The organism is Roseibium aggregatum (assembly GCF_014692675.1).
Lineage (GTDB): Bacteria > Pseudomonadota > Alphaproteobacteria > Rhizobiales > Stappiaceae > Roseibium > Roseibium aggregatum_C.
The window spans coordinates 39,469-63,370 of the sequence record NZ_JABFCZ010000008.1 but is presented as its reverse complement, the minus strand read 5'-3'; the positions used below and the strand labels follow the sequence as shown (position 1 = coordinate 63,370).

Annotated in this window: 18 protein-coding genes; 5 read left to right on the top strand and 13 right to left on the bottom strand. The window is 60.2% G+C overall.

Going from position 1 to position 23,902, the window contains the following annotated elements; translation table 11 throughout:
• The 7 genes from sufA to HK439_RS08355 all read right to left on the bottom strand — a co-directional run bounded on the left by sufA (position 1) and on the right by HK439_RS08355 (position 7,130).
• On the bottom strand, positions 1-387 hold the full coding sequence (gene sufA / locus HK439_RS08385) for a Fe-S cluster assembly scaffold SufA (protein ID WP_190290951.1): 387 nt from the start codon (positions 385-387) through the stop codon (positions 1-3).
• Positions 388-469: 82 nt separating this feature from the next.
• A complete protein-coding gene (locus tag HK439_RS08380) occupies positions 470-865 on the bottom strand; it encodes an SUF system Fe-S cluster assembly protein (protein ID WP_190290950.1) in 396 nt (131 codons plus the stop codon).
• A gap of 11 nt (positions 866-876) precedes the next feature.
• Positions 877-2,130, bottom strand: a complete 1,254-nt coding sequence (locus HK439_RS08375) for a cysteine desulfurase (protein WP_190290949.1) — start codon at positions 2,128-2,130, stop codon at positions 877-879.
• A 61-nt stretch (positions 2,131-2,191) separates the two neighbouring features.
• A complete protein-coding gene (locus HK439_RS08370; protein WP_190290948.1) occupies positions 2,192-3,514 on the bottom strand; it encodes a SufB/SufD family protein in 1,323 nt (440 codons plus the stop codon).
• A gap of 17 nt (positions 3,515-3,531) precedes the next feature.
• Entirely contained in the window at positions 3,532-4,290 is a 759-nt protein-coding gene (gene sufC / locus HK439_RS08365) for a Fe-S cluster assembly ATPase SufC (RefSeq protein ID WP_190290947.1), read from the bottom strand.
• Between the two features lie 79 nt (positions 4,291-4,369).
• The gene (gene sufB, locus HK439_RS08360; RefSeq protein ID WP_190290946.1) at positions 4,370-5,842 is read right to left on the bottom strand and encodes a Fe-S cluster assembly protein SufB; all 1,473 of its coding nucleotides are present in this window, start codon (positions 5,840-5,842) and stop codon (positions 4,370-4,372) included.
• 118 nt (positions 5,843-5,960) lie between these two features.
• On the bottom strand, positions 5,961-7,130 hold the full coding sequence (locus HK439_RS08355; protein ID WP_190291079.1) for a cysteine desulfurase family protein: 1,170 nt from the start codon (positions 7,128-7,130) through the stop codon (positions 5,961-5,963).
• A 299-nt stretch (positions 7,131-7,429) separates the two neighbouring features.
• Between HK439_RS08355 and HK439_RS08350 the strand changes: the two genes are divergently transcribed.
• On the top strand, positions 7,430-8,098 hold the full coding sequence (locus HK439_RS08350; protein ID WP_190290945.1) for an alpha/beta hydrolase: 669 nt from the start codon (positions 7,430-7,432) through the stop codon (positions 8,096-8,098).
• Positions 8,099-8,167: 69 nt separating this feature from the next.
• Here the strand turns inward: HK439_RS08350 and HK439_RS08345 are convergent, their stop codons facing one another.
• The 3 genes from HK439_RS08345 to HK439_RS08335 all read right to left on the bottom strand — a co-directional run bounded on the left by HK439_RS08345 (position 8,168) and on the right by HK439_RS08335 (position 10,297).
• Positions 8,168-8,917: a hypothetical protein gene (locus tag HK439_RS08345; RefSeq protein ID WP_190290944.1), complete on the bottom strand. Its 750-nt coding sequence runs from the start codon at positions 8,915-8,917 to the stop codon at positions 8,168-8,170.
• Between the two features lie 127 nt (positions 8,918-9,044).
• Entirely contained in the window at positions 9,045-9,431 is a 387-nt protein-coding gene (locus HK439_RS08340) for an NADH:ubiquinone oxidoreductase subunit NDUFA12 (protein ID WP_190290943.1), read from the bottom strand.
• Positions 9,432-9,595: 164 nt separating this feature from the next.
• Entirely contained in the window at positions 9,596-10,297 is a 702-nt protein-coding gene (locus HK439_RS08335; protein WP_190290942.1) for a response regulator, read from the bottom strand.
• Between the two features lie 661 nt (positions 10,298-10,958).
• Between HK439_RS08335 and HK439_RS08330 the strand changes: the two genes are divergently transcribed.
• The 3 genes from HK439_RS08330 to HK439_RS08320 all read left to right on the top strand — a co-directional run bounded on the left by HK439_RS08330 (position 10,959) and on the right by HK439_RS08320 (position 18,451).
• Positions 10,959-14,648 (top strand): vitamin B12-dependent ribonucleotide reductase, encoded by a 3,690-nt coding sequence (locus HK439_RS08330; protein ID WP_190290941.1) that lies wholly within the window; start codon positions 10,959-10,961, stop codon positions 14,646-14,648.
• Positions 14,649-15,182: 534 nt separating this feature from the next.
• Positions 15,183-17,000, top strand: coding sequence for an SIR2 family protein (locus HK439_RS08325; RefSeq protein WP_328804123.1), 1,818 nt, complete (start codon positions 15,183-15,185; stop codon positions 16,998-17,000).
• Positions 17,000-18,451 carry an argonaute/piwi family protein gene (locus HK439_RS08320; RefSeq protein WP_190290940.1) on the top strand — a complete coding sequence of 484 codons (1,452 nt, stop codon included), beginning with the start codon at positions 17,000-17,002 and terminating at the stop codon, positions 18,449-18,451. The genes HK439_RS08325 and HK439_RS08320 overlap by 1 nt, the downstream gene beginning before the upstream one ends.
• A 299-nt stretch (positions 18,452-18,750) precedes the next feature.
• On the opposite strand, the gene HK439_RS26850 is transcribed toward HK439_RS08320, so the two are convergent.
• Positions 18,751-20,811, bottom strand: coding sequence for a J domain-containing protein (locus HK439_RS26850; RefSeq protein ID WP_190290939.1), 2,061 nt, complete (start codon positions 20,809-20,811; stop codon positions 18,751-18,753).
• A gap of 366 nt (positions 20,812-21,177) precedes the next feature.
• Here HK439_RS26850 and HK439_RS08310 point away from each other — a divergent pair, with 366 nt between their 5' ends.
• On the top strand, positions 21,178-21,693 hold the full coding sequence (locus HK439_RS08310) for a hypothetical protein (protein ID WP_190290938.1): 516 nt from the start codon (positions 21,178-21,180) through the stop codon (positions 21,691-21,693).
• Between the two features lie 166 nt (positions 21,694-21,859).
• On the opposite strand, the gene HK439_RS08305 is transcribed toward HK439_RS08310, so the two are convergent.
• Positions 21,860-23,167, bottom strand: coding sequence for a sensor histidine kinase (locus HK439_RS08305; protein WP_190290937.1), 1,308 nt, complete (start codon positions 23,165-23,167; stop codon positions 21,860-21,862).
• Positions 23,168-23,201: 34 nt separating this feature from the next.
• Entirely contained in the window at positions 23,202-23,879 is a 678-nt protein-coding gene (locus tag HK439_RS08300; protein WP_190290936.1) for a winged helix-turn-helix domain-containing protein, read from the bottom strand.
• Positions 23,880-23,902 lie beyond the last annotated feature (23 nt).

Sequence of the window (23,902 nt, the reverse complement as noted above, 5' to 3'; positions counted from 1 at the left end):
TTACCGGTCCTGGCCGGCCATGACGGCGGGATTGGCCTCCTGCAGCGACACGGATTCGCCGCAGCCGCAGGCGGACACCTCATTCGGGTTCTTGAAGACGAAACCGGAGCGGAACTTGGTCACTTCAAAGTCCATTTCCGTGCCGAGCAGGAACAGAACGGCGGACGGGTCGACGAACAGCTTTGCGCCCTTGTCCTCGACGACATCGTCACCGGGGCCGGCTTCCTTGACCAGGTCCATGGTGTATTCCATGCCGGCGCAGCCGCCCTTCTTGATGCCGACCCTCAGACCCAGCGCATCGCCATCGGCATTATCGACCAGTTCGCGCACGCGTTCCGCCGCGGCGTCGGTCATGGTCATTACCTGGAATTTGCTTGCTGCTGCCATCTCATCCTCGGGTTTTGCAAAGGATTCGGGTCATATCCAACATATAGGTGTGCCGGCCATCGTCAAAAAGGGGCCTGCGCAATCAGTACCAGTTCAGCGCAACCTTGGCTTCGTCCGACATGCGCTCCGGCGACCAGGGCGGATCGAACACCATGTCGACATTGACCGGCCCGACACCGGGTACGGAGGCGACAGCATTTTCCACCCAGCCCGGCATCTCGCCGGCAACCGGGCAGCCCGGCGCGGTCAGCGTCATGTCGATGTTGATCGACCGGTCGTCCTCGATGTCGACCTTGTAGATCAGCCCGAGTTCATAGATATCGCATGGAATTTCCGGATCGTAGACGGTCTTCAGGGCCGTCACGATGTCATTCGTGAGCCGGTCCAGTTCCTCCATGGGGATGGCGGAGCCCGCGGCGACGTCCGCGCGCAGTTCTTCGCCTGCCTCGTTGTGATCTATGGTGGTGCCGTTTTCCATCTTGTCCGTCCTCAGGCGAAAAATGACTGCGCCTTGATCAAGGCCTCGTAAAGCGCATCCACTTCCGCGCGGGTGTTGTAGAGCCCGAAACTTGCCCGACATGTAGAGGTCACGCCGTATTTTGCCAAGAGCGGCTGTGCGCAATGGGTTCCCGCCCGGACCGCCACGCCGGCCCGGTCAATAATCGTGGCAACGTCATGGGCATGGGCCCCTTCGATCTCGAAGGAGACGATCGCGCCCTTGCCCGGCGCCGTGCCGAAGATCCGCAGGGAATTGATCGTCGACAGCCGTTCATGGGCGTAGGCGCACAGATCGGCCTCGTGGCGGGCAATCCGGTCGCGTCCGATGCTGTCCATGTAATCGAGAGCTGCGCCCAGGCCGATCGCCTGCACGATCGGCGGCGTGCCGGCCTCGAACCGGTGCGGCGGATCGGCGTAGGTGACGACGTCTTCGGTCACGTCCAGGATCATCTCGCCACCGCCGCAGAACGGACGCATGGCTTTCAGTTTGTCCGACTTGGCCCAGAGAGCCCCGATGCCGGTCGGTCCATAGACCTTGTGGCCGGTAAAGACGTAGTAGTCGCAGTCGATATCCTGCACGTCCACCGGCAGGTGAACGGCGGCCTGGCTGCCGTCGACCAACACCGGAATGCCGCGTTCATGGGCGATCCGGCAGACGTCCTTGACCGGCACGACCGTGCCCAGCACGTTGGACATGTGGGTGATGGCGACCAGCTTGGTGCGATCGGTCAGCGTGTCGGCGAAGGCATCGAGATCGAAGGACCCGTCCTCTCGCACATAGACCCACTTCAGCACCGCGCCGTTGCGTTCGCGGTGAAAATGCCAGGGCACGATGTTGGAGTGATGCTCCATGATGGAGATCACGATTTCATCGCCCGGACCGAAGGTCTCCGGACCGAGGCCGTAGGACACCAGGTTGATCGCCTCGGTCGTGGAGCGGGTGAACACGATCTCGTCCACCGACGGTGCGTTCAGGAAGCGACGCACCTTTTCGCGCGCGGCCTCGTAATTGTCGGTCGCGGTGTTGGACAGGAAATGCAGGCCGCGATGCACGTTGGCGTATTCGTTGGAATAGGCATAGGAGACCGCGTCGATTACCGCCTGCGGCTTTTGCGCCGATGCGCCATTGTCGAGATAGACCAGAGGCTTGCCGTAGACCTCTCGGGAGAGGATCGGAAAGTCCTTACGGATGGCCTCGACGTCGTAGCCGGCGTCCGTTTCAGCGATTGCAGATGCGACCGTCATGCCGCCTTGCTCCCTTTGTATCTTTCGACCCGCCGGTGCGTTCTCTCACCGGCGAGGATCATCAGCTTCTGGCCGCCAGCCAGGCACGGACCCGCTCTTCCAGCATCCCGGTCACATCGTCCTCGCCGAATTCTTCAATGGCTTCGGACAGGAACGCAAGGACGAGGAGCGTTTTGGCCTCGTCTTCCGGAATGCCGCGCGCGCGCAGGTAAAACAGCAGGTCCTCGTCGATCTGGCCGCTCGTGGCGCCATGGGCGCACAGAACGTCGTCGGCGAAGATTTCCAGTTCCGGCTTGTTGGCCATCTCCGGGCCTTCCGACAGCAGGAGGGCCTGGGTCATCATTTCGCCGTCGGTCTTCTGGGCATGAGGCGCCACGTTGATGCGCCCCTGATAGACCCCCCTGGCCTCATCGTCGAGAACAGTCTTGAAGAACTCGCGGCTCGAGCAGTTGGGCACCGCGTGATCGACGATCAGCGTCTGATCCGCGAGCGCCTTGTCACGGGCCATGGTCACGCCGAACAGCCGGGCTTCGGAATTCTCGCCGGCAAAGGCGACGAACTGCTGGTTGCGCACGAAGGACGGTCCGGCGATGAAGCCGAGCGTGTGAAACCGCGCTTCCGATCCAAGGCGGGCCAGGGTCGTGAACAGCCTTGCGCCTTCGCCATCGCCGTCGATCAGACGGGTAACGGTGAGTTCCGCGCTATCGGCAATATCGTAGTCGAAGACGGCGTTGGTTTCGCCCGAACTGGTATTGCCGGCGAAGGTTTCAAGCAGCTTGAGCTTTGCGCCGGGAGCAACCGCGATCCGGCAGCGGGTGACCTGTGCGCCCTCGCCCGCGACCACATGCAGCAGTTCGACCGGTTTCGAGACCTCCGCGCCTTCCCTGACCGATAGCATCACGCCGCCTTGCACGAAGGCGGTATTGAGCGCGAGCGTCCCGTCGCCTTCGGCACTGGCCGGGATCGCGAGCAGAGCCGCGCCGTTGTCACCGCCAAGTGCCTCGGTGAAATCGGTCACCGTGACGCCCTCGCCTGCCAGAGCGGCAACATCGCTCAGGGCCTCGACGAACCGGCCATTGGCGATCACGATCCGGTAGCGGCCGAGATCGCCGAAGCCGTCGGAGGCCTCCAGTACGGCCCTGGCCTCGTCTGCCGATGCGGCTGCCGAAAGCCGCGCGCTCGACTTCATGAAGGCGCGCAGGTCAGTGTACTTGTATTCCTCGACCCGCCGGTGCGGCAGGCCCTTCCGCCGCAACTGCTCGGCGGCCGCATCGCGCAGCGCGATGACCGCATCCGTACCGGCAAACCCGGCGCGGGCGCTGTCGTAGCGCGCAATCAGGCCGGTTTCGGCCTGGGTATGCGTGATCGGGGTATTGGCGTTCATCCTTGTCTCCCCGCCGCTCAGGCTGCTGCGTCTTCGACGTAATCGGCGTAGCCGCTCTTTTCCAGCTCAAGCGCCAGATCCGCGCCGCCGGTCTTGACGATCCGGCCCCGCGACATGACGTGCACAACGTCCGGCACGATATGGTCGAGCAGGCGCTGGTAGTGGGTGATGACGATCATCGAGCGCTCCGGCGACCGCAGCTTGTTGACGCCTTCCGACACGATCCTGAGCGCATCGATATCGAGGCCGGAATCCGTCTCGTCGAGCACACAGAGCTTCGGTTCCAGCAGGGACATCTGCAGGATTTCGGCGCGCTTCTTCTCGCCGCCGGAGAAACCGACGTTGAGCGGACGCTTCAGCATGTCCATGGAGACCTTGAGGTCTGCCGCCTTTTCCTTGACCGCCTTCATGAAGGCCGGGATCGTCATTTCGGTCTCGCCGCGGGCGCGCCGCTGGGCGTTCATCGCCGTCTTGAGGAATTCCATGGTGGCGACGCCGGGAATCTCGATCGGATACTGGAACGCCAGGAAGACACCGGCGGCCGCCCGCTCGTCCGGGCCAAGTTCCAGAAGGTTCTCGCCGTTGAACAGGATCTCGCCTTCGGTGATCTCGTAGTCGTCCTTGCCGGCCAGGATATAGGACAGGGTCGACTTGCCCGAGCCGTTCGGGCCCATGATGGCGTGCACTTCGCCGGCGTTCACAGTCAGGTTGACGCCGCGCAGGATTTCCTTGCCGTCTTCGGCGATGCGGGCGTGCAGGTTTTTGATCTCAAGCATTGAGATAGTCCTTGTTCATTCAAGAGGCCGATCTTCGCGGCCTGGACTGTTTAATTAGTTCGTTTTTCCGGTGGAGTTCCTAGCCCACGGAGCCTTCCAGACTGATCGAAATCAGCTTCTGGGCCTCGACCGCGAATTCCATCGGCAGCTGCTGGATGACGTCCTTGACGAAGCCGTTGACGATCAGCGCCACGGCCTCTTCGTCGGACATGCCGCGCTGCTGGCAATAGAACATCTGATCGTCGGAGATCTTCGACGTGGTCGCCTCGTGCTCGAAGGTCGCCGTCGAATTCTTGCTCTCGATGTAGGGCACGGTATGGGCGCCGCAGTCCTGACCGATCAGGAGCGAGTCGCACTGTGTGAAGTTGCGCGCGTTCGAGGCCTTGCGGTGGGCCGAGACCAGACCGCGGTAGGTGTTCTGCGACCGACCGGCGGAGATGCCCTTGGAGATGATCCGGCTGGAGGTGTTCTTGCCCAGATGGATCATCTTGGTGCCGCTGTCGACCTGCTGATAGCCGTTGGAAACGGCGATCGAGTAGAACTCCCCGCGGGAATTGTCGCCGCGCAGGATGCAGGACGGGTATTTCCAGGTGATCGCGGACCCGGTCTCGACCTGGGTCCAGGAGATCTTGGAATTCTTACCCCGGCAGTCGCCGCGCTTGGTGACGAAATTGTAGATGCCGCCCTTGCCCTGCGCGTCGCCCGGGAACCAGTTCTGCACCGTGGAATACTTGATCTCGGCGTCATCCAGGGCGACGAGCTCGACCACGGCCGCGTGCAGCTGGTTCTCGTCGCGCTGGGGGGCCGTGCAGCCTTCCAGGTAAGAGACGTAGGCGCCCTTGTCGGCGATGATCAGCGTACGTTCGAACTGGCCTGTATTCTGCTCGTTGATGCGGAAATAGGTCGACAGCTCCATCGGGCAGCGGACGCCTTCAGGCACGTAGACGAAAGATCCGTCGGAAAAGACCGCGGAGTTCAGCGTGGCGTAGAAATTGTCCGTCACCGGAACGACCGAGCCGAGGTACTTCTTCACCAGGTCGGGATATTCGCGCAGCGCCTCGGAGATCGAGCAGAAGATGACGCCGGCCTTCTTCAGCTCTTCCTTGAAGGTGGTGACCACGGAAACGCTGTCGAACACGGCATCGACCGCGACCCGGTTCTCCGGCTTGATGCCCGCGAGAATTTCCTGCTCGCGCAGCGGAATGCCGAGTTTTTCATAGGTTGCCAGAAGTTCCGGATCGACCTCGTCGATGCTCTTCGGCCCTTCCACCGATTTCGGCGCCGCGTAGTAGTAGAGCTCGTCGAAATCGATCTTCGGATAGTGCACCCGGGCCCAGGTCGGCTCGTCCATGGTCTTGAACCGGCGCAGCGCCTCCAGGCGCCACTCGGTCATCCACTCCGGCTCGTTCTTTTTCGCGGAGATGAAACGGACGGTTTCCTCGGTAAGGCCCTTGGCGCCCCTTTCCGATTCGATGTCGGTCACGAAGCCGTATTTATACTGGTCAACATCGATCGCCTTGACCTGATCGATTGTCTCCTGCACAGCGGGCATGTCTTCACTCCATTGCGCGGGACTCACCTGTCCCGCGGTTCTTCTTAGTTTGCATCGCCCGACGCCGACTTAACGATCGTCAAGCGAAAACGGGGTCGGCGGTTGCCCGCCGGGTAAGTCATGCGGCCCGGTTCCGGGCCTCCGGGTTCAGCCGGTCGACGACCTGCGGCCAAACCTCCAGAAAACGGTCGATATCGGCGTCCGTCGAGTTCCAGCCGAGGCTGACGCGCAGCGCACAGCGGGCGGTTGCCTCTTCGGCACCCATGGCGGTCAGCACATGGGAAACGGAAACCTTGCCCGATGAGCACGCGGAACCGGATGACAGGGACAGACGTTCCAGATCGAAGGCGATCAACGCCGTTTCCGCCGAAATTCCGGGAGCGGCAAAGCAACTCGTATTCGCAAGACGCGGTGCCTCTTCCCCGAATATGGTGACGGCCGGACAGATTTCACGCACCCCGGCCTCCAGTCTGTCGCGCAAGGCGGCCAGACGCGCCCAATCCTGCGCTTCTTTTTCTGCTGCTTCCGCGGCCACACCGATACCTGAAATGGCGGCAACGTTTTCCGTGCCGGCGCGGCGCCAGTTTTCTTGACCGCCGCCGAGCATCAGCGGCGCGGGTACACGGGCCGTGGAGCGCACAACGAGAGAGCCTGCCCCCTGCGGCCCGCCGAACTTGTGGGCGGACAGGCTGATGGCATCCGCCTGCCAGGCGTCCATGTCTATTTCCATGCGCCCGGCCGCCTGAACCGCGTCGACGTGGAAGAAGCCGCCGGCCTCTGCAACCATTGCACCGATTTCGGCCAACGGACTGATGACGCCGGTTTCGTTGTTGGCCGCCATGACCGAGACCAGCGCCGGACCTCCGCCTGCCAGCATGTCTTTCAGGATATCCAGTCGAATCAAGCCATTGGCGTCGACGGGAATGACCTCCTGCATGGAGGCCGGAAACCGTCCCCCGGCCGCGACGGAGGGATGTTCCGTGGCGCCGCGCAGCAGACGGTCCAGATAATAAGGAGCGCCCTGATCCTGCCAGTTCGGAGTCAGGGCCGTCATGTTGGCCTCGGTACCGCCGGAGACGAAGGTGACGGCGCGGGTGCGGGCCTTGCAGAGGCCGGCCACCTGTTCGCGGGCGGCCTCGATCCTTGCCCGGGCGCGGCGGCCGTCGGCATGGACGGACGACGCGTTACCGACATCGCTCAAGACTTCGACCATGCGCTCCCGGGCGCCGGGGCGCAGCGGCGCACCTGCGTTATGGTCGAGATAGACATGGTCTTTCGCCTGAGGCATTGCCCGTCTGCGCGCCTGTGTTTCACCTGTTTTCAGCCGGATCGAAAATCTTTTCATTTACCCTTCGTTACGGAAAACTTGAAATTTTCCGCTCCGATGGCGTAAACGTGCCCACCTGACGACGTCGCGTCCCATTTTCCACGATATGAGACGTGGGCGACTTTCGAATAATTCTAAAGAAGGTTCTAGAAACTCGGAACCTGAGAGTCAAGTTTAGACTTAGGGATTTCACGTACACAGAACCGCAGGTAGCGCCCCGGAATCCGGGGGTGCTGCACCAAAAAAGGACATAGCGCTTCATGCCCGAGGTGATCTTCAACGGTCCCGCGGGCCGGCTGGAAGGCCGGTTCCACCCCGCGAAAAAACGCAATGCACCGATTGCCCTGGTGCTTCATCTGCATCCGCAGTTCGGCGGCACGATGAACAACCAGATCGTGTATCAGCTCTACTACATGTTCGCGCAGCGCGGCTTTGCGGTCCTGCGGTTCAATTTCCGCGGCGTCGGCCGATCGCAAGGAGCCTTCGACCATGGCCAGGGCGAACTGTCCGATGCGGCCGCAGCCCTCGACTGGGTGCAGACCGTGCATCCGGATGCGCGCGCCTGCTGGATCGCCGGCTTCTCCTTCGGCGCCTGGATCGGCATGCAGCTCCTGATGCGCCGCCCGGAAGTGGAAGGTTTCATCTCGGTTGCGCCGCCGGCGAATCTGCACGATTTCTCGTTCCTGGCTCCCTGCCCGTCATCGGGTCTCATCATCCATGGCGAGAACGACAAGGTCGTGCCGCAGAAAGATGTGCAGACCCTGGTCGACAAGCTGAAGACCCAGAAGGGCATCGTCATCGACCATCAGGAAATCCCCGGTGCGAACCACTTCTTCGAAAGCCACATGGACGATCTGATGGATCGCTGCGGGACCTACCTTGACGGCCGCCTCGGCCTGACGCCGGACGACTACGTTCAGATCGACTGAGTGCCTCGAACGGACCTGGAATGAAAAGCCCGCCAATCTGGCGGGTTTTTTTTTCATCCGGCCCGTGCGTCAGCCAGGAACCGGAACGAATTCGAAAGCATGCAAACGCTCCCCGGACGGCGGAAGCCGGACTTCCTCGCAGTCGCGTTCTTCCGTTTCCCAGACCGCACCTGCCTGCAAGCCGGCGGATGGAACGCTTAAACCTTTTTTCTCAAGTGCCTGCGATAAATGTTTAAACGCATATCTTAAACTGAAAGCCCGGGTGCGGAATTCAAACAGCGACTGATCACTGCCGGTCACGATGCTGAGCTGCAGCTGGCATGCGGGATCATAACAATAGGCATACCGGCAGGTAACGTTCACTCCGTCCAGCTCGGCATCGATGCTGAGATAGACATGATCGGAAAACGGCCCATCGTCTGGCCCCGGAGCGGGACCGGGCGGTGTGCCGGAAACGCCGGAGCCTCGGCCGAACAGAGCCCCGAATATTGGAAAGCGGCGCTTTCCGATGCGCGTGATCACCGGAACTTTCGATTTTTCGGCATGAACAATCCGCTCTTCGGTTCGGTTCTCGGGCGGCGCAGCACCGAAAGCCGACAAATCATCGAAATATCCGTGCGCAACATCCAGGCGTGCGATGGTGCGGCGCAATTCGTCGACCGCTTTCCTCCCCTTCGCCTCATCGCCGGCTGTCTCCAGAAGGCGAGCCTCGAGCGCCCGGTAAATCGCCAGGCGCTGTTCCGGTGTGTCGCAAGGCCCCCGATCCAGGGCATCGGAAACCAGGCTGAAGATCGAGATATTGCTTCCGCTGCCTGACACACCGCCCTCCTCAAACCGTCATTTGCGTCGTTTTTTTCGAACGCAGACAGTCCTGCTTCCGCCCAAATAAAAAGGCGCCGCTTCCACTGAAGCAGCGCCTAGAAACTCCGGCAACAAGGTTGCCGTCTTACTGGCCCGGCGTCCAGGCTTCGTAATCGCCGGAGACTTCCGGGCGGTGTTCCGGGGTCAGGATCGACCCGTGCGGGCGATAGGCGCCCGGCGTTCCGGTCCAATTCTGCTGATGCGGCTTCTGCCAGTGCTTGGGATAGTAGGTCTCGTCGGTGGGCGGCGTGTCGACCCGGTGATGCATCCAGCCATGCCAGCCCGGGGGAATCGTCGAGGCTTCGGCCAGGCCGTTATAGATCACCCAGCGCTTCTTGCCGCCGCGCTCCCGGTAGTACTTGTTGCCGAACTCGTCTTCGCCGACGAATTCGCCTTTGCGCCAGGTGAAAAAGCGCGTTCCCATGGTCTGGCCGTTCCACCAGGTGAACAATTCGAGTATGAGCTTCCACATCGCCTGTGCAGATCCTTGAGCGAAAAGCATTCGTGTCGCGGACGGTATAAGCCGTGCCGCCGGTAGGATTGGCGCGAATATGACGGCTCGCAGAGCGGCTGTCCAGCCCGCAATTCCCACACTTGCCGATCGGTCCCGGAAAGACCGCTGAACGGTATTGCCCGTCAGGTGCCGGTGGCGCGCGTCGCGCCGAAGGCGGAAATACGCGGCGCTTTCCTGTCCCTGGCGGCCGGGATGACCCGCTTGGCGATATGCTCCGGCGATTCGGGCACGCCCTTGGAGGCTGAGGCGAATTCCTTTTCCACCGCGCTTTTCACCGCTGCCAGGCGCTTGGTCGCCTGCTCGTGATAGGTCCGCGCATTTTCCAGGGTCTTCAGCTTCTCCGCCTGAACGTCGAGGGTCTTGTGGATCCCGTCGATATTGTAGAAGCCGGAGTTTTCCAGAATCATCGTCCGGTCGTCGGTGACCAGCCATGCGAGACGACTGTGCAGGGTCGACGGCGAAAGCGGCTTGACCAGCAGGTGATGCGCGCCGGCCCGAAGCCCCTTATCGACCAGGGCCCGTGTGCCGTGAGCGGTGATGAAGATCAGCGGCACATAGCACAGCGGCTCCATATGCCGGTGGCGGATCAGGCGCAGCAGCTGATAGCCGGAGGTCGGCGCCATGCGCCAGTCGGCCAGAATCACGTTCGGCGGTTCGCTCAGCATGGCCTCAAGCGCCTCGTCCGCCGAATCGAACACGCGAACGCGCGCGACCTTGAAACTGATGAGAATCGACCGGATCAGGGTCTGCATGGGTTTGCTGTCCTCGACGATAACCACGTCGAGATCCTCCAGCCCAAGGCCGTATGCTGCGTGATGCTTCATGAAATGCGCTCTTAGTTGTCCCCAGGCGATAAAATGCCAGAGGCGCTTTAAGTCGCGTTCAATCCGCAGGTCGCCATTTTCATAAAATTTTCATCGAAATCGCATGGTTCCGCCGAAATTTGCGGCAGGGCGGCAGAAGCGGGTTTTTGAGCCGGCTCAGGCCCGGAATCGCAGAAGTCCGCGCGTTTCGGCAACACTCCCCGCTATCCACATACTCACACTATATTTGGGGCTTGCACCAAATTTAGACACAACAGCTTGTCGATGCACGCTTGACGGTAACGATTGATTCACTCTAGTTTTTTATCACTTTCAGTGTGCGTATCAGGAAGCGGTCTTCCCCGCTTCCGATCCTCCAGTATCCAGTATCAAGCGTAGCGCGTCCCGGGCCTTGGCAAACGCCATTCGGGCGCTCACTATCGGTGTGCCTGATCCTCGTCAGCAGTTTCGCAAGGCCCCGTGACAAAGCTGTTGATGAGCACTATATTTAGTAGTCATCAGCACGCAAAACACTAGATAACAGATCGATCAAAGCGATCCGACAAAAACAGGGAACGGCGTTATCGCCGTCCGGACCAAATTGGTTTCGGATTGAAATGCGTGGGATTCGCGGCCGGAAAATTGAAGTACGGCCCGACCGGGAAGACGAAGGGGACATGGAATGCGGATTGAGCGGCGCTATACGAAACAGGGACAGTCTCCCTACGCCGACATTGATTTCCGGACGGCAACGAGCGAGATCCGTAATCCGGACGGGTCGATCGTGTTCCGGCTGGAGAACATTCAGGTGCCGTCGCAATTCTCCCAGGTTGCGGCCGACATTCTCGCGCAGAAGTATTTCCGCAAGGCCGGCGTTCCGGCCAAACTGAAGCCCGTCGAGGAAAACACCGTCCCGTCCTGGCTGTGGCGTCAGGAGGCGGACGAAAAGGCGCTGAAGAAGCTCCCCGAAGACCAGCGCTACGGGTCCGAGATCGACGGCCGTCAGGTGTTCGACCGCCTGGCCGGCACCTGGACCTACTGGGGCTGGAAGGGCGGCTACTTCGACACGGAAGAAGACGCCCACGCCTTCTACGACGAACTGCGCTACATGCTGGCGACCCAGAAGGTGGCGCCGAACTCCCCGCAGTGGTTCAACACCGGCCTGCACTGGGCCTATGGCATCGACGGCCCGAGCCAGGGTCACTTCTATGTCGACTTCCAGACCGGCGAACTGACCCGTTCCGCCACGGCCTATGAGCATCCCCAGCCGCATGCCTGCTTCATCCAGTCCGTCGGCGACGACCTGGTCAACGAAGGTGGCATCATGGACCTGTGGGTCCGCGAGGCCCGCCTGTTCAAATACGGCTCCGGCACCGGCTCCAACTTCTCCCGCGTCCGCGGCGAAGGCGAGCGGCTGTCGGGCGGCGGCAAGTCCTCCGGCCTGATGAGCTTCCTGAAGATCGGCGACCGGGCAGCCGGCGCGATCAAGTCCGGCGGCACTACGCGCCGTGCGGCCAAGATGGTCGTGGTCGACGTCGACCATCCGGACATCGAGGAATACATCAACTGGAAGGTCAAGGAAGAGCAGAAGGTGGCCGCCCTCGTCACCGGCTCCAAGGTCTGCCAGAAGCACCTGAACGCGATCATGCGCGCCTGCGTCAACTGCGAGGCGGACAACGGCGAATGCTTCGACCCGGCGAAGAACCCGGCGCTGAAGCGGGAAATCCGTGCCGCCAAGAAGATGATGGTGCCGGACAACTACATCCAGCGCGTCATCCAGTTCGCTCGCCAGGGCTACACCAAGATCGAATTCCCGACCTACAACACGGACTGGGATTCGGAAGCCTACCTGACCGTTTCCGGCCAGAACTCCAACAACTCCGTACGCGTCACCGACGGCTTCCTGTCGGCAGTCGTGGAAGACGGCGACTGGGACCTGACCGCCCGCATCACCAACAAGACGGTGAAGACGATCAAGGCCAAGGAGCTTTGGGAACAGATCGGTTATGCCGCCTGGGCGTCCGCCGATCCGGGTATCCAGTACCACACCACCATCAACGACTGGCACACCTGCCCGGCCTCGGGCGAGATCCGCGCCTCCAACCCGTGCTCGGAATACATGTTCCTGGACGACACGGCCTGTAACCTGGCATCCCTGAACCTGTTGCAGTTCCGCCGCCAGGACGGGTCCTTCGCTGTCGACAACTATGAGCATGCCGTCCGCCTGTGGACCATCGTCCTGGAAGTGTCGGTGCTGATGGCGCAGTTCCCGTCGAAGGAAATCGCGGAACTCTCCTACAAGTTCCGCACGCTCGGTCTCGGCTACGCCAATATCGGCGGCCTCCTGATGACCTCCGGCATTCCCTACGACAGCGACGAAGGCCGTGCGATCTGCGGCGCTCTGACCGCCATCATGACAGGTGTGTCCTATGCAACGTCTGCGGAAATGGCCGGCGAACTCGGCGCCTTCCCGGAATACGACAAGAACGCCAAGGACATGCTGCGGGTCATCCGCAACCACCGCCGCGCCGCTTACGGCGAGGATGCAGGCTACGAGGCGCTGAACACCAATCCGGTCGCCCTCGACCACGCCAACTGCCCGGACAAGACCCTGATCGAACGGGCCAAGCTGGCCTGGGACCGGGCGCTTGAGCTCGGCGAGAAGAACGGCTACCGCAATGCGCAGGCAACGGTGATCGCCCCGACCGGCACCATCGGTCTGGTCATGGACTGCGACACAACCGGCATCGAGCCCGACTTCGCCCTGGTGAAGTTCAAGAAGCTCGCCGGCGGCGGCTACTTCAAGATCATCAACCGCGCCGTTCCCGAAGCCCTGCGCGGCCTCGGCTACTCGGAAGCGGAAATCGCCGAGATCGAGGCCTATGCGGTCGGCCACGCCTCCATCGACCAGGCGCCGTACATCAACCCGACGACGCTCAAGGCCAAGGGCTTCTCAAACGAGAGCCTTGCCAAGATCAAGGCCTCGCTCGGTTCCGCATTCGACATCAAGTTCGTCTTCAACCGCTGGACGGTGGGCGACGAACAGATGGCCGAACTGATGGTTCCGGAAGAAAAGCTGATCGACCCGGCCTTCGACCTTCTGACCCACATGGGCTTCACGAGGGAAGAGATCGAGGCGGCCAACACCCACGTCTGCGGCGCGATGACCCTGGAAGGGGCACCGCACCTCAAGGAAGAGCACTACGCCGTGTTCGACTGCGCCAACCCGTGCGGCCGCATCGGCAAGCGCTTCCTGTCGGTGGAAAGCCACATCCGCATGATGGCAGCGGCCCAGCCGTTCATTTCCGGCGCGATCTCCAAGACGATCAACATGCCGAACGACGCCTCTGTCGACGACTGCAAGGAAGCCTACATGCTGTCCTGGCGCCTGGCGCTGAAGGCCAACGCGCTCTACCGCGACGGTTCCAAGCTGTCCCAGCCGCTCAATGCGCAACTGCTCGCCGACGAGGACATGGAAGACGACGAGGTGGCGGAAGCCATCGCCGCCAAGCCGCAGGCCGCCAAGGCCGAAGTGGTTGCCGAGCGGATCGTGGAACGCATCGTCGAACGGGCCATCCGCGAGCGGGAAAAGATGCCGGACCGCCGCAAGGGCTACACCCAGAAGGCGCGCGTCGGCGGCCACAAGGTGTATCTCACCACCGGCGAATACGAGGACGGCCGTCTCGGCGAGATCTTCATCGACATGCACAAGGAAGGGGCCGCCTTCCGCTCGCTGATGAACAACTTCGCCATCGCCATCTCGCTCGGCCTGCAATACGGCGTGCCGCTGGAGGAATATGTCGACGCCTTCACCTTCACCCGGTTCGAACCGGCCGGCATGGTGCAGGGCAACTCGGCGATCAAGAACGCGACGTCGATCCTCGACTACATCTTCCGCGAACTGGCCGTGTCCTATCTCGGCCGTCACGACCTCGCCCATGTGCCACCGGAAGCCATCGGCAACACGGCCATGAGCTCGGGCCCGAACGAAGGCAAGGACAAGGACGCCGCCCAGCCGGCCGTCGTTTCCCACGGCCTTGTGCGCGGTCAGACCGAACGGTTCCGCCTGGTCACCAGCGGCGAACCGGCAGGCGCGCTCGGCGACGCAGTGTCGGCCAAGACGACCAACACCCCGGCGGCCCAGACCTCGGCGATCGCAACCGCCTTCGCCCGCGGTTCCGAAGCGGTCGCGGCGGTAGAAGTCAGCACGCCCCCTGCCCCGCAGGCCAATGACGCGGCCCAGCAGATCGCCCAGGCCCGCATGAAGGGCTACGAAGGCGAAAGCTGTTCGGAATGCGGCAACTTCACCATGGTGCGCAACGGCACCTGCCTGAAGTGCGACACCTGCGGAAGCACCAGCGGCTGCAGCTAAACATCGAGGCCAAGGCCTGAAATGTCCCGAGTCGCATAGTATGGCCAATTTAGGTCAATAAGCGGCTCAAACGACCCTGAAACGAAAGAACCCGCCCATCGGAGACGATCGGGCGGGTTTTCCTTGTCAGACGATTTCAACGAGCTTCGACATCAGCTCCGGAGGCTGTTTCTTATCTGACCGTATTCTGGCAAAAGAGATGAGGTATCTTCCTTTCGGGCTTGCTGATCCGAGGCTTTAGAAAGGCCGAAGAAAACACATTGTCCTGCCAGAGCCAATCGCTAGTTTGGGGTCGATATAAGTCCATTCTTGGCAAGTGCAGCATTGCATGCATGAGCTGATGAACGAACTATCACCGCACAGATTCAGGGACGAGAACGTTCCTGTGTGAAATAGCCGGATTGGCTTTACAGCACTTCTCCACACCGAATACTATCGTGGTCCAAGGTCGGTTGAAGGAATATAATCATCAACCCAATCCCGACGATATCCGCCGCTCAATTCGCGACCGCCTTCGATCTCAGGCCAAATCTGGTGGCTTGGTTCCTCGGAGCCGGCGCATCAGCTGCCTCCGGTATTCCAACCGGCTATGCCATGATCCGGGATTTCAAGGCACAGATCTTTTGTCGCGAGACAAACCTATCGAGAAAGGAGATTGATACGGCTGATCCAATCTGGATCGACAGGATCGATGCCTTCTTTCGGCAAACATCGCTACTGCCGCCCGACGGCGATCCTACAGAATATGCGAAAGCTTTCGAAGCGGTATACCCGCAGCCCCGACACCGCCGGCAATACATAGACGACGCGATCTCCAAGGGTACGCCCTGTTTCGGGCATAAGGTGCTGGGAAGCCTGATGGCGGCCGGTAAGGTAGACTGCGTTTTCACGACGAACTTCGATCCGCTGATTGAGGAAGCGGCGCTTTCGGCAAACGAAATCCTACCTGTCGTCGACCAGAATCGCCCGACTGTAGCGGCAATCGACTCAGCAGATCGGGCCATGCGCTGCCTCAATGAGGCGGACTGGCCGATGGTCGCCAAACTTCACGGCGATTACCAGTCGATCTCGATCAAGAATACGGGATCGGAGCTGGAGAAGCAGGACGTTCGCATGCGGCATGTCCTGGTGGAAGTCGGCAAGCGTTTCGGGATGGTCTTTGTCGGCTATAGCGGCCGCGACGCCTCAATCATGGAAGCATTGACCGCCGTCCTCGATGCGCCTTCGCCTTTCCCGAATGGGCTTTACTGGCTCACATCGTCAACCTCACGCTTGCTGCCCGCTGTAACCGAATTCCTGAAACGGGCCCTGCTCGCCGACGTCGATGTGAATGTCGTCGAGTGCGCGACCTTCGACGAGCTGGGCGCCGATATCACAAAGACGACCGACCTGCCCCGACCGCTCTTCGATCGGGTAATGGCGGGGCGCCCGACACCGCGCTTGGTGCCGGTGCAGCTGCCGACTACAGAAGCTCGAGCCTTTCCCGTCCTACGTTATTCCTCACTTCTAATCGAAGAGATGCCACGCGCTGCTCGGCGGATAAAACTCGCGCAGCACACGACCTCTCCCGCCGTACGGGAGCTGCTGAATGAAAAAGGGATCAGGGCGACGGTAGCGGCACACGGGCGAGAACTCGCAGTCTTCGGCAGAGATCGGGAAATCCTTGACGCGCTTTTACCGCTTGGTGCGACACTCGATGGTGAGATCGAACTGGATCCGGCCGCCGACAGCTGGGCGGTGGGCCTCATTTACGACGCGTTGGTCAGGGGCCTGACCAGACACCTTCCGCTCATTCCGCGCTATAAGCGCGCCGGACATTCCGTCGTCATTGCTTCACCCGGCGCCGGAGATAATCCGGAACGTACCCGCCGAAACGCGCAGGTGCTATCCAATCTTCGGAACGCCTATGGTAGCGATCTTACTGGCACCGTTCCCAACCTCGGATATCCCTTTCAGGAAGGTCTGTTCCTGAAACTTGACCTGATCGATGGGCGGTGGTGGTGCGGCTTCGAGCCCTACACCTTCGTACATATCCCTCGTCCGGAAATCACTCAGGACGAAGATCTGGACCATTCGGAAGTCGCCAACACGGATCCGATGGCTTCCCGTCCTTACCGGGGTGGCGACCCAGCGGGCGACTGGCGCCGGGAACGTTGGGCGCAGCGTTACAATCCGAACTGGGCGAAGATCATCGCTGCCTGGGCGCAGCTCCTGACCAATAACGGCGACGGGAGGAAGCAAGCGTTCAGACTGGAGGAAGGCACTGGGATTGATGCCGTATTCAAGGTCTCTCCAGTCACTGGCTGGAGCCGCCCAGGCCATCATCATGTCTATTTCGACAGGACCACGTGATGAGCAGCCCGGCCCAATCTACAAAGCTTCCGCCATTCACGCTATTGGATGAACCGAAGTTATCCTTCTCGCCCTCGGACGTAACGCAAGTCGACATCCATCCTCTTCGGGGACTTGCGAATTTTGGGCCCTATTCAAAAGGATCCTTCGGCGGCTTTACCTCGCGCATCAGGATCGCGACCGTGGGCCCGGAGAGCGCCTTCAAGCGGCGCGGCGAGTTGATGCTGTTGCTGCGCAACGCGCACCGGCCTACTGACAGGTCCGAATATGTCCCACGCTATCCCGGCTTCGAGCAGCTCTTTCATGTGGCGCTGGTGTCGGCACCACGTGAAGCCCACATCAAGTGGCCCGAGCATGTCAACGAATTGCCCGGCGATGGCGATCCGCACGCCCGACTCTTCCTCGCGATGGAGGCAGCATTCAGACAGCTGGAGCTGGTGCGCAACGAATTCGACGTCGTGCTCGTGCACTTTCCTGACAGCTGGAATCCGGCCACGCGTAGCAGATTCTTCGATGCCCATGACGCGCTCAAGGCACTGGGTGCCAGATTCAACATCCCAACCCAAGTCGTAAATGATCGCGCTTTCACCTTCTCACACAAGGCGTCGCTCGCATGGCGACTGGCGACAGCCATCTATGTGAAGGCCGCCGGCACGCCGTGGAAATTGGCGCCACTGAAGGGCGTGCCGGCCGACACGGCGTATATCGGGCTGGCCTATGCGCTGCGCGGCGACCAACAAGATGCGCATTATGTGACGTGCTGCTCGCAAGTGTTCGATATGGATGGTGGCGGCATGCAGTTCGTTGCCTTCGAAGCCCAAGACCCCGTCGCCGACCTTGCCGAGGCGCGCAGGAATCCGTTCTTGAGCCGCGATGACATGCGTGCCGTTCTTGCGCGCAGTTTAGAGCTCTACCAAGGGCGCAATGGCGGCAACCTGCCCAAGAGGATGGTCATCCACAAGACCACAGCCTTCAAGGACGGTGAGATTGAGGGAGCGTTCGATGCGCTGGCAGGCGTCCCGGAAATCGAGTGCATCGAAGTCAGTTCAGCATCCTGCTGGCGCGGCGTTTGGCTGATCGACTCCGGCGTGCGAAAGCCCCGTACCAAACCGTCGAGGTATCCGGTGCCGCGAGGAACGATGGTAGTTAGGTCCGGCAATTCCGCGCTGGTATGGGTTGCCGGCAATGCACCCGATGTTTCGACCACGGGCGATTATTATCAAGGCAAGAAGAGTATCCCACGACCGCTACAGCTGATCCGCCATGCTGGCAGTGGCCCGCTCGAACTGACCGCTCACGAGGCGTTAGCGTTGACGAAGATGGATTGGAACAACGACGCCCTCTACGATCCAGTACCGGTAAGCATCCGCTATTCGCAGAGACTCGCCCGCACGATCGCGAATGTCCCAGACCTGCCGCGAAACGTCTATCCCTATCGGCTGTTCATGTAAGCGCTGATCGCGGCGAACAATTCATACCAGAGCGTCTGAAATGAAAGGCGGGAACGGAGGCCGCTGAACGATCTAAAAATTAGGGTCTTGAGGGCGGTCGATGGCTGTCTGAACGACGATCAAGAGCATACGCAAATCGGTCAGCGGTCCGAATACGGCACAAAAGGTGCTCAGGGCTACAATCCCCTTCCCATCCGGATTGACTTGGAATGTAGTCGCTCGCCCCGGATTCGCATAACGTGCGTTGCGGAACTTTCAAATTCGAACCAGGGCGGGCAGCGACCGTTCGATGTACAATGTTACGCCCTTTCTGGCGCGGACCGGACACTGCGGAAGCGCCCGCATTGCGTCCGGGTCTCGATGACAAGTTCTCCTGAATCGACATAGGCACGTCGGATTGGCGCCTTGGTCAGGGCGATCCCAAGCGGCCTTCCATCTTCTGCAAAGATCCGAACCCCCTTGTTTTCGACCAGGAGAACCATTCCGCCGCTGACGAGCAGGTCGCATTTGGCTGAGCAATCCTCCAGCGCCACCAAGTGATCTCCGTCCAGTACATAAAGGCGCGTTGTAGTCATCACGTAGAGGTAGGCCTCGGTCTCGATGATCCGGACCGGCATTGAACCGACGTCATAGATCGTCGTCGGTATACCTTCCCGGTCTACGCGCACGACCCGACCGGCATATGTCCCCAGGAGCGCAGTCTCCCCGGTCCCCGAGAAAGCAGCGGCATAGATCCAGTCCGCTTGGCCCGCCAGGCCTAGGCTGATCACGATCTCAAAACCACCTTCCCCACCTCCGCTTCCGTCGAGCTGTTCCGGATCTAGGCCGGTCAGGCGTTCGGAGGCGACGTTTACCGCTTTCATCCGTTCCTCGTTCCCGGGATTGAGGTCCGGGTGCAGCTCGCGCGCCAGCTGCCGGTAGCGTTTGCGGATCTCGTCAGGTGTGACTGGCATCTCGAGTCCCAAAGCCTCAAGCGCTTCATCGATTTCGGCCGCTGTGCCGAAAGCCTCGCCGCCTACCCGGATGCGAGTGGGCTCACTGGCCGGCATCCGAAGTCCCCAGAGGCGCTTCCCGTCCCGACCGATACACCAGGCCTCATCGATGTGCGTGAATAGATAACGGTCGCGTTCCGGTGTCAGGGCGATGCAGCGTAGTGCGCGGTGCGCCTCGGTCTCCGCCAATCCCAGGCGATCCCGGTTCGCAACAACTTCCGGAGCGCTCTCCAGATCCGTCTCGAAATCGACCTTTAGATCGCCGCCATAGACCGTCAGCACATTGCTCCTTGAGAGTATCGCGAAGCCGTCACCTTCCGGGTGGACCGAAATGCGGTAGGGGGCGCGATGGAGGGGAACTGTCGTTCCGGGCTGCCCATTCGCGTTGGCGAACATCACCGCCCCGGGTGCGCCCAAGCTCGCATCCGACTTCGCGAGATCATCGAACGACAGCGTGCCACCCCGGGTACTATAGTGTCTACGGAAGGCTGGGTCGGGCCGGTCGTCCTTCGCAATTGGTTCGACGATGATCTCCTGCCAAGCGCTCTCAGGGTCCTCAAAGGCTTCGTTCGTAACCGGAAGATCGACCGATCGATCCCAGGCATTCGGAGACGGAGGGAGGGGTACGATGCTCACACGCTTGAGGTCTAGTTCACGGGGATGGGTTCCGCGTGTCTCTCGCCGATGCGACCCCGGATTGTCAGGCTCCGTGTAAATCGTCTCTACAGCGGCTTCGGGCATCGCGACGCCGGCCATGTAGAGCTCATATGTGTTACCGCTCTTCGCGCGCTGCACCTCCCCGTTCTTTTCCAAGTAGGAAACCAGCCGACTGGCTCGACGGCCATCTTCGATATCCAACTCCGCTTTCATCCGGTTTTGTAGCACGCCCGGTTTACTGCGAATGACTGCCCGGATCCGGTTGAAGAGTTCCAGATCAGAAAAGTGTTCCTCCGCCTCCTCCCGGTAATCTTTCAGGTGGTCGAAGTCCTGTACCAACTTCCGGAGCTCGGCCAGTCCCTCATTGTCCCCGGTAATGGCCATCATCGTACCTCCCTGAGATAAGGCCGGTATCCGGAGTTCGAGGCGCAGTCCGTCGCCGCGCGGGTCCTTCAGCCAGTTGCGCAGCAGCGGCAGGCTAGCTCGCGCCGCCGCGGCTGCGGCCGGATAGTCCTGGGCGGAGACCGAAGTTGTCAGTCGCTCGAGCTGGATAAAGTACTTCTGTTCGGGCAGGGAAAGGTCTGGGGCGCGGACAATTTCCGGGTCTGGCTCAGGTTCTGACCAGCCGCGCGGTTCCCCGCGCGCATCCTTCTCCACACGATCATCCCCTGCGGACGATCCGCCGAAAAGCCATTTAAAAATGCCGGCCATGAATTGCCTTCGAAATATCTTGTCTATTTCAACGTCTGCCCTACCCGGCAGCAAAGGTCCGATGAGCGCCCACTGCGGATTAGGCGAAGGAGCATCTCAATCGCCCTTTCAAGCCGTGCTCGGCTAGCGTCAGCCAGTCGAATGAGTCCGATCGGCCTTGGGAAGGCAAGTCCCGGATCATCTGACAATAGAATTTCTTGATGCCCCCTAACGATAGCTGCAAGCTCAACGAGTGCGATATCGCTGGCAGCACGACGATTATCCTCGGTCGCATGATGCCGGTATGCCTCGCCCGCATTCCGGCGCCTTGACATTGAGGGGTAGCGGCGGTTTCATTTTTTAAGATTGTACCTCGCAGACACACATATGACCGCCCATCAACACGCTATTGAACAGCTAAAAGACCACATCGACGCCCTTGCCGCTGGCGAGCAGGTATTTGGTCCTAGCCGGGCTTTCCAGCAATTCGGCACTGATTTCCACCCCAGCTTGGATGCATCGTCTCGGCTACCTCGTGCGGACGCCAAGGCATGTTATGCCAACGCTACTGCCTATGCCCTCACTCACAGGGATCTTTTCTATTCAGAAGGATATGCACTCGACCCGGCGTTCCCTCTACCCATTCAACACGCCTGGCTCGTAGATGAAAGCGGCGCAGTGATTGACCCGACTTGGAAAGATGCAGAGCAACACGTCTATTTCGGCGTCACGTTCAGAGCGGACTTCCTGACCGAGATGATGAAACACAGCGAAGGCGAATGCGGATTACTCGTGAACTGGAGGCTTATGCGAAAGCATTTTGCCACGCCAGAGCTTCTGAGTGCTGGTTTGCTGTCGAAGTCTGAGTTGCCTATCGCTCATTCTCCATGCCCCTTGAGTTGAGATCCCTGATCTCCTCCAATTTGGTGTAGAGACTATCATTCGATCACGATGACGGGCTAGCTTCGCATAACGAGCCTTCTGACAAGGGCAACTGGGGGAGCCGTCAACCTGCCAAGCTCCCAATTGGCCCATGTTTCCCATCAGCGCGTGCTTTAATTTGAGACAGTTATGTGGTCGGAAATTCGATTTTCACCGTTAGTCCCGGATGATGATCTCCTAAACTAAGCTTCGCATCGTGCAAGTCAGAGATTGCCTTGACCATCGAGAGGCCAAGGCCTGAGCCCGGTTTGGACCGGCTCTTGTCTAGTCGATACAATCTGCGCAGAACATTCTCGCGCTCTTCAGCGGGAATACCGGGTCCATTGTCGCATATTTCGACGACGACGGCGTGCTCCGTGACTCGCGTCTGACATTCGAGTTTCAAGCCTTCGCCGCCGTGTTTGAATGCATTTTCAAAGAGGTTCGCCAGCAATTGGGTCAGGAGCTCCTTGTCACCCTGGATCGGTGGCAAACCGTCTTGGATTTTGCATTCAAGAACCGCACCACACTCATCCGCATAGGCCGAATAGAATTCGGCCATGGGCTCAATCACCTTAGCCAGATCGAGGCTTTCAAATCTTTCCTTCCGTGCTCCGCTCTCGATTTGGGCGATCCGGAGTAAAGCGTCAAATGTCGAGAGGATGTTTCCGACCTCGCCTTCGATCGCTTCCAACTCCGCGATGACAGGCTGGTTCTTCTGCTGGAGCTCGATTGCGCTTTCGATGTCGATCCTCACGCGGTTCAAGGGGGTTTTGAGGTCGTGGGCAATGTCGGAGGAAATCTGTCGGTTCGTTTCGACGTTCGCGCCAAGAGCAGCAATTGTCTTGTCGATCATGGTGGCGATACGATCGATGTCGTCGTCCTTGCCGCTTTTGGGAATCCTGACGTCAAGATGCCCATCATTGACTTGCTGAAGCGCACTTTCAATGCCCGCAATCCGGCGATCGGATTGCATAGAAAGCGCGAAGCTGCCGGCAATCGAAATAGCAGCCAGAAGCAGACTGCCCCACATGACCCCGTCGATAAAGACTTCCTCGACCTCACTGACATCTTCTGCGCTGATGCCAACGGCCAACTTCAAATCACCAAGGGTGCCGCTTCGAATGAAATAGGTGAAGTCATCATCAAACCCTAGCCTCGCCGAAGACACTTCACCGCTAGATGGCAGACTCGCGGACACCGAAAAATTCCCTGCAAGCGATCGTCCTGAGGCATCTTCGAGACGATAAACCTTGTCACGGCCAGCAGTTGCGTCGATATGGGTGTTGATCGTCTCGGCAAGACCCGTCAGGCCTTCTTTTTCATAGACCTGCGCCATGAGCCGAAATTCCTGATCTGCATGCACGGCGTGTCTCTTTTCCAGCTCCTGCCGGATCACCAGAAAAGCCGCCGTAGCCGCAAGTGTCGCCGCGACCAAAAAGATCGCCAGAGACATAAGGGCCGTTCTCGTCCCGCTACTTTTAAAGGTATTAGCGAGGCGCATGGATTGAATAGCCTGTGCTGCGGACAGTATGCAGAAGCGGAACGTCGAATGGCTTGTCAATCTTGGCCCGCAGCCTGCTGACATGGGTTTCGACGACGCTCGTCTGCGGATCGAAATGAAAATCCCAGACCGCCTCCAACAACATTGTCCGGGTCAGGACACGCCCCTCCGCGCGCATGAGTGTTTCGAGCAGCAGAAACTCCTTCGGCTGCAAGTCAATTTCCTTGCCCGCCCGCGTGACCCGACGCCGGATCAGATCCAGTTCGAGATCATGTACGCGCAGCACCGTTTCCTGTTCCTGCATCGCCGGCCTGCGAGCAAGGGCAGCGACACGCGCAGCGAGTTCCGAAAACGCAAACGGTTTGACCAGATAGTCGTCGCCTCCGGCTTCAAGACCTTGGACCCGATCATCAACGCCGCTGACCGAAGTGAGAAATATGACCGGGGTCTTCGTGCCCGCCGCGCGGAGCGCCTTGACCATCGACAATCCGTCGAGACCGGGCAACATCCGATCGGCAATGATAATGTCGTAGCGCTCGCGGGTCCCCTGGGACAAACCGTCTGATCCATTTTCGAGATGATCGCAGACATGTCCGGCTTCAGAGAAACCTTTGACAACATAGTCGGCGATCTTCTTGTCGTCTTCGATCAGCAGAATTTTCATGGCACGTTTGCTTTCAATCACCC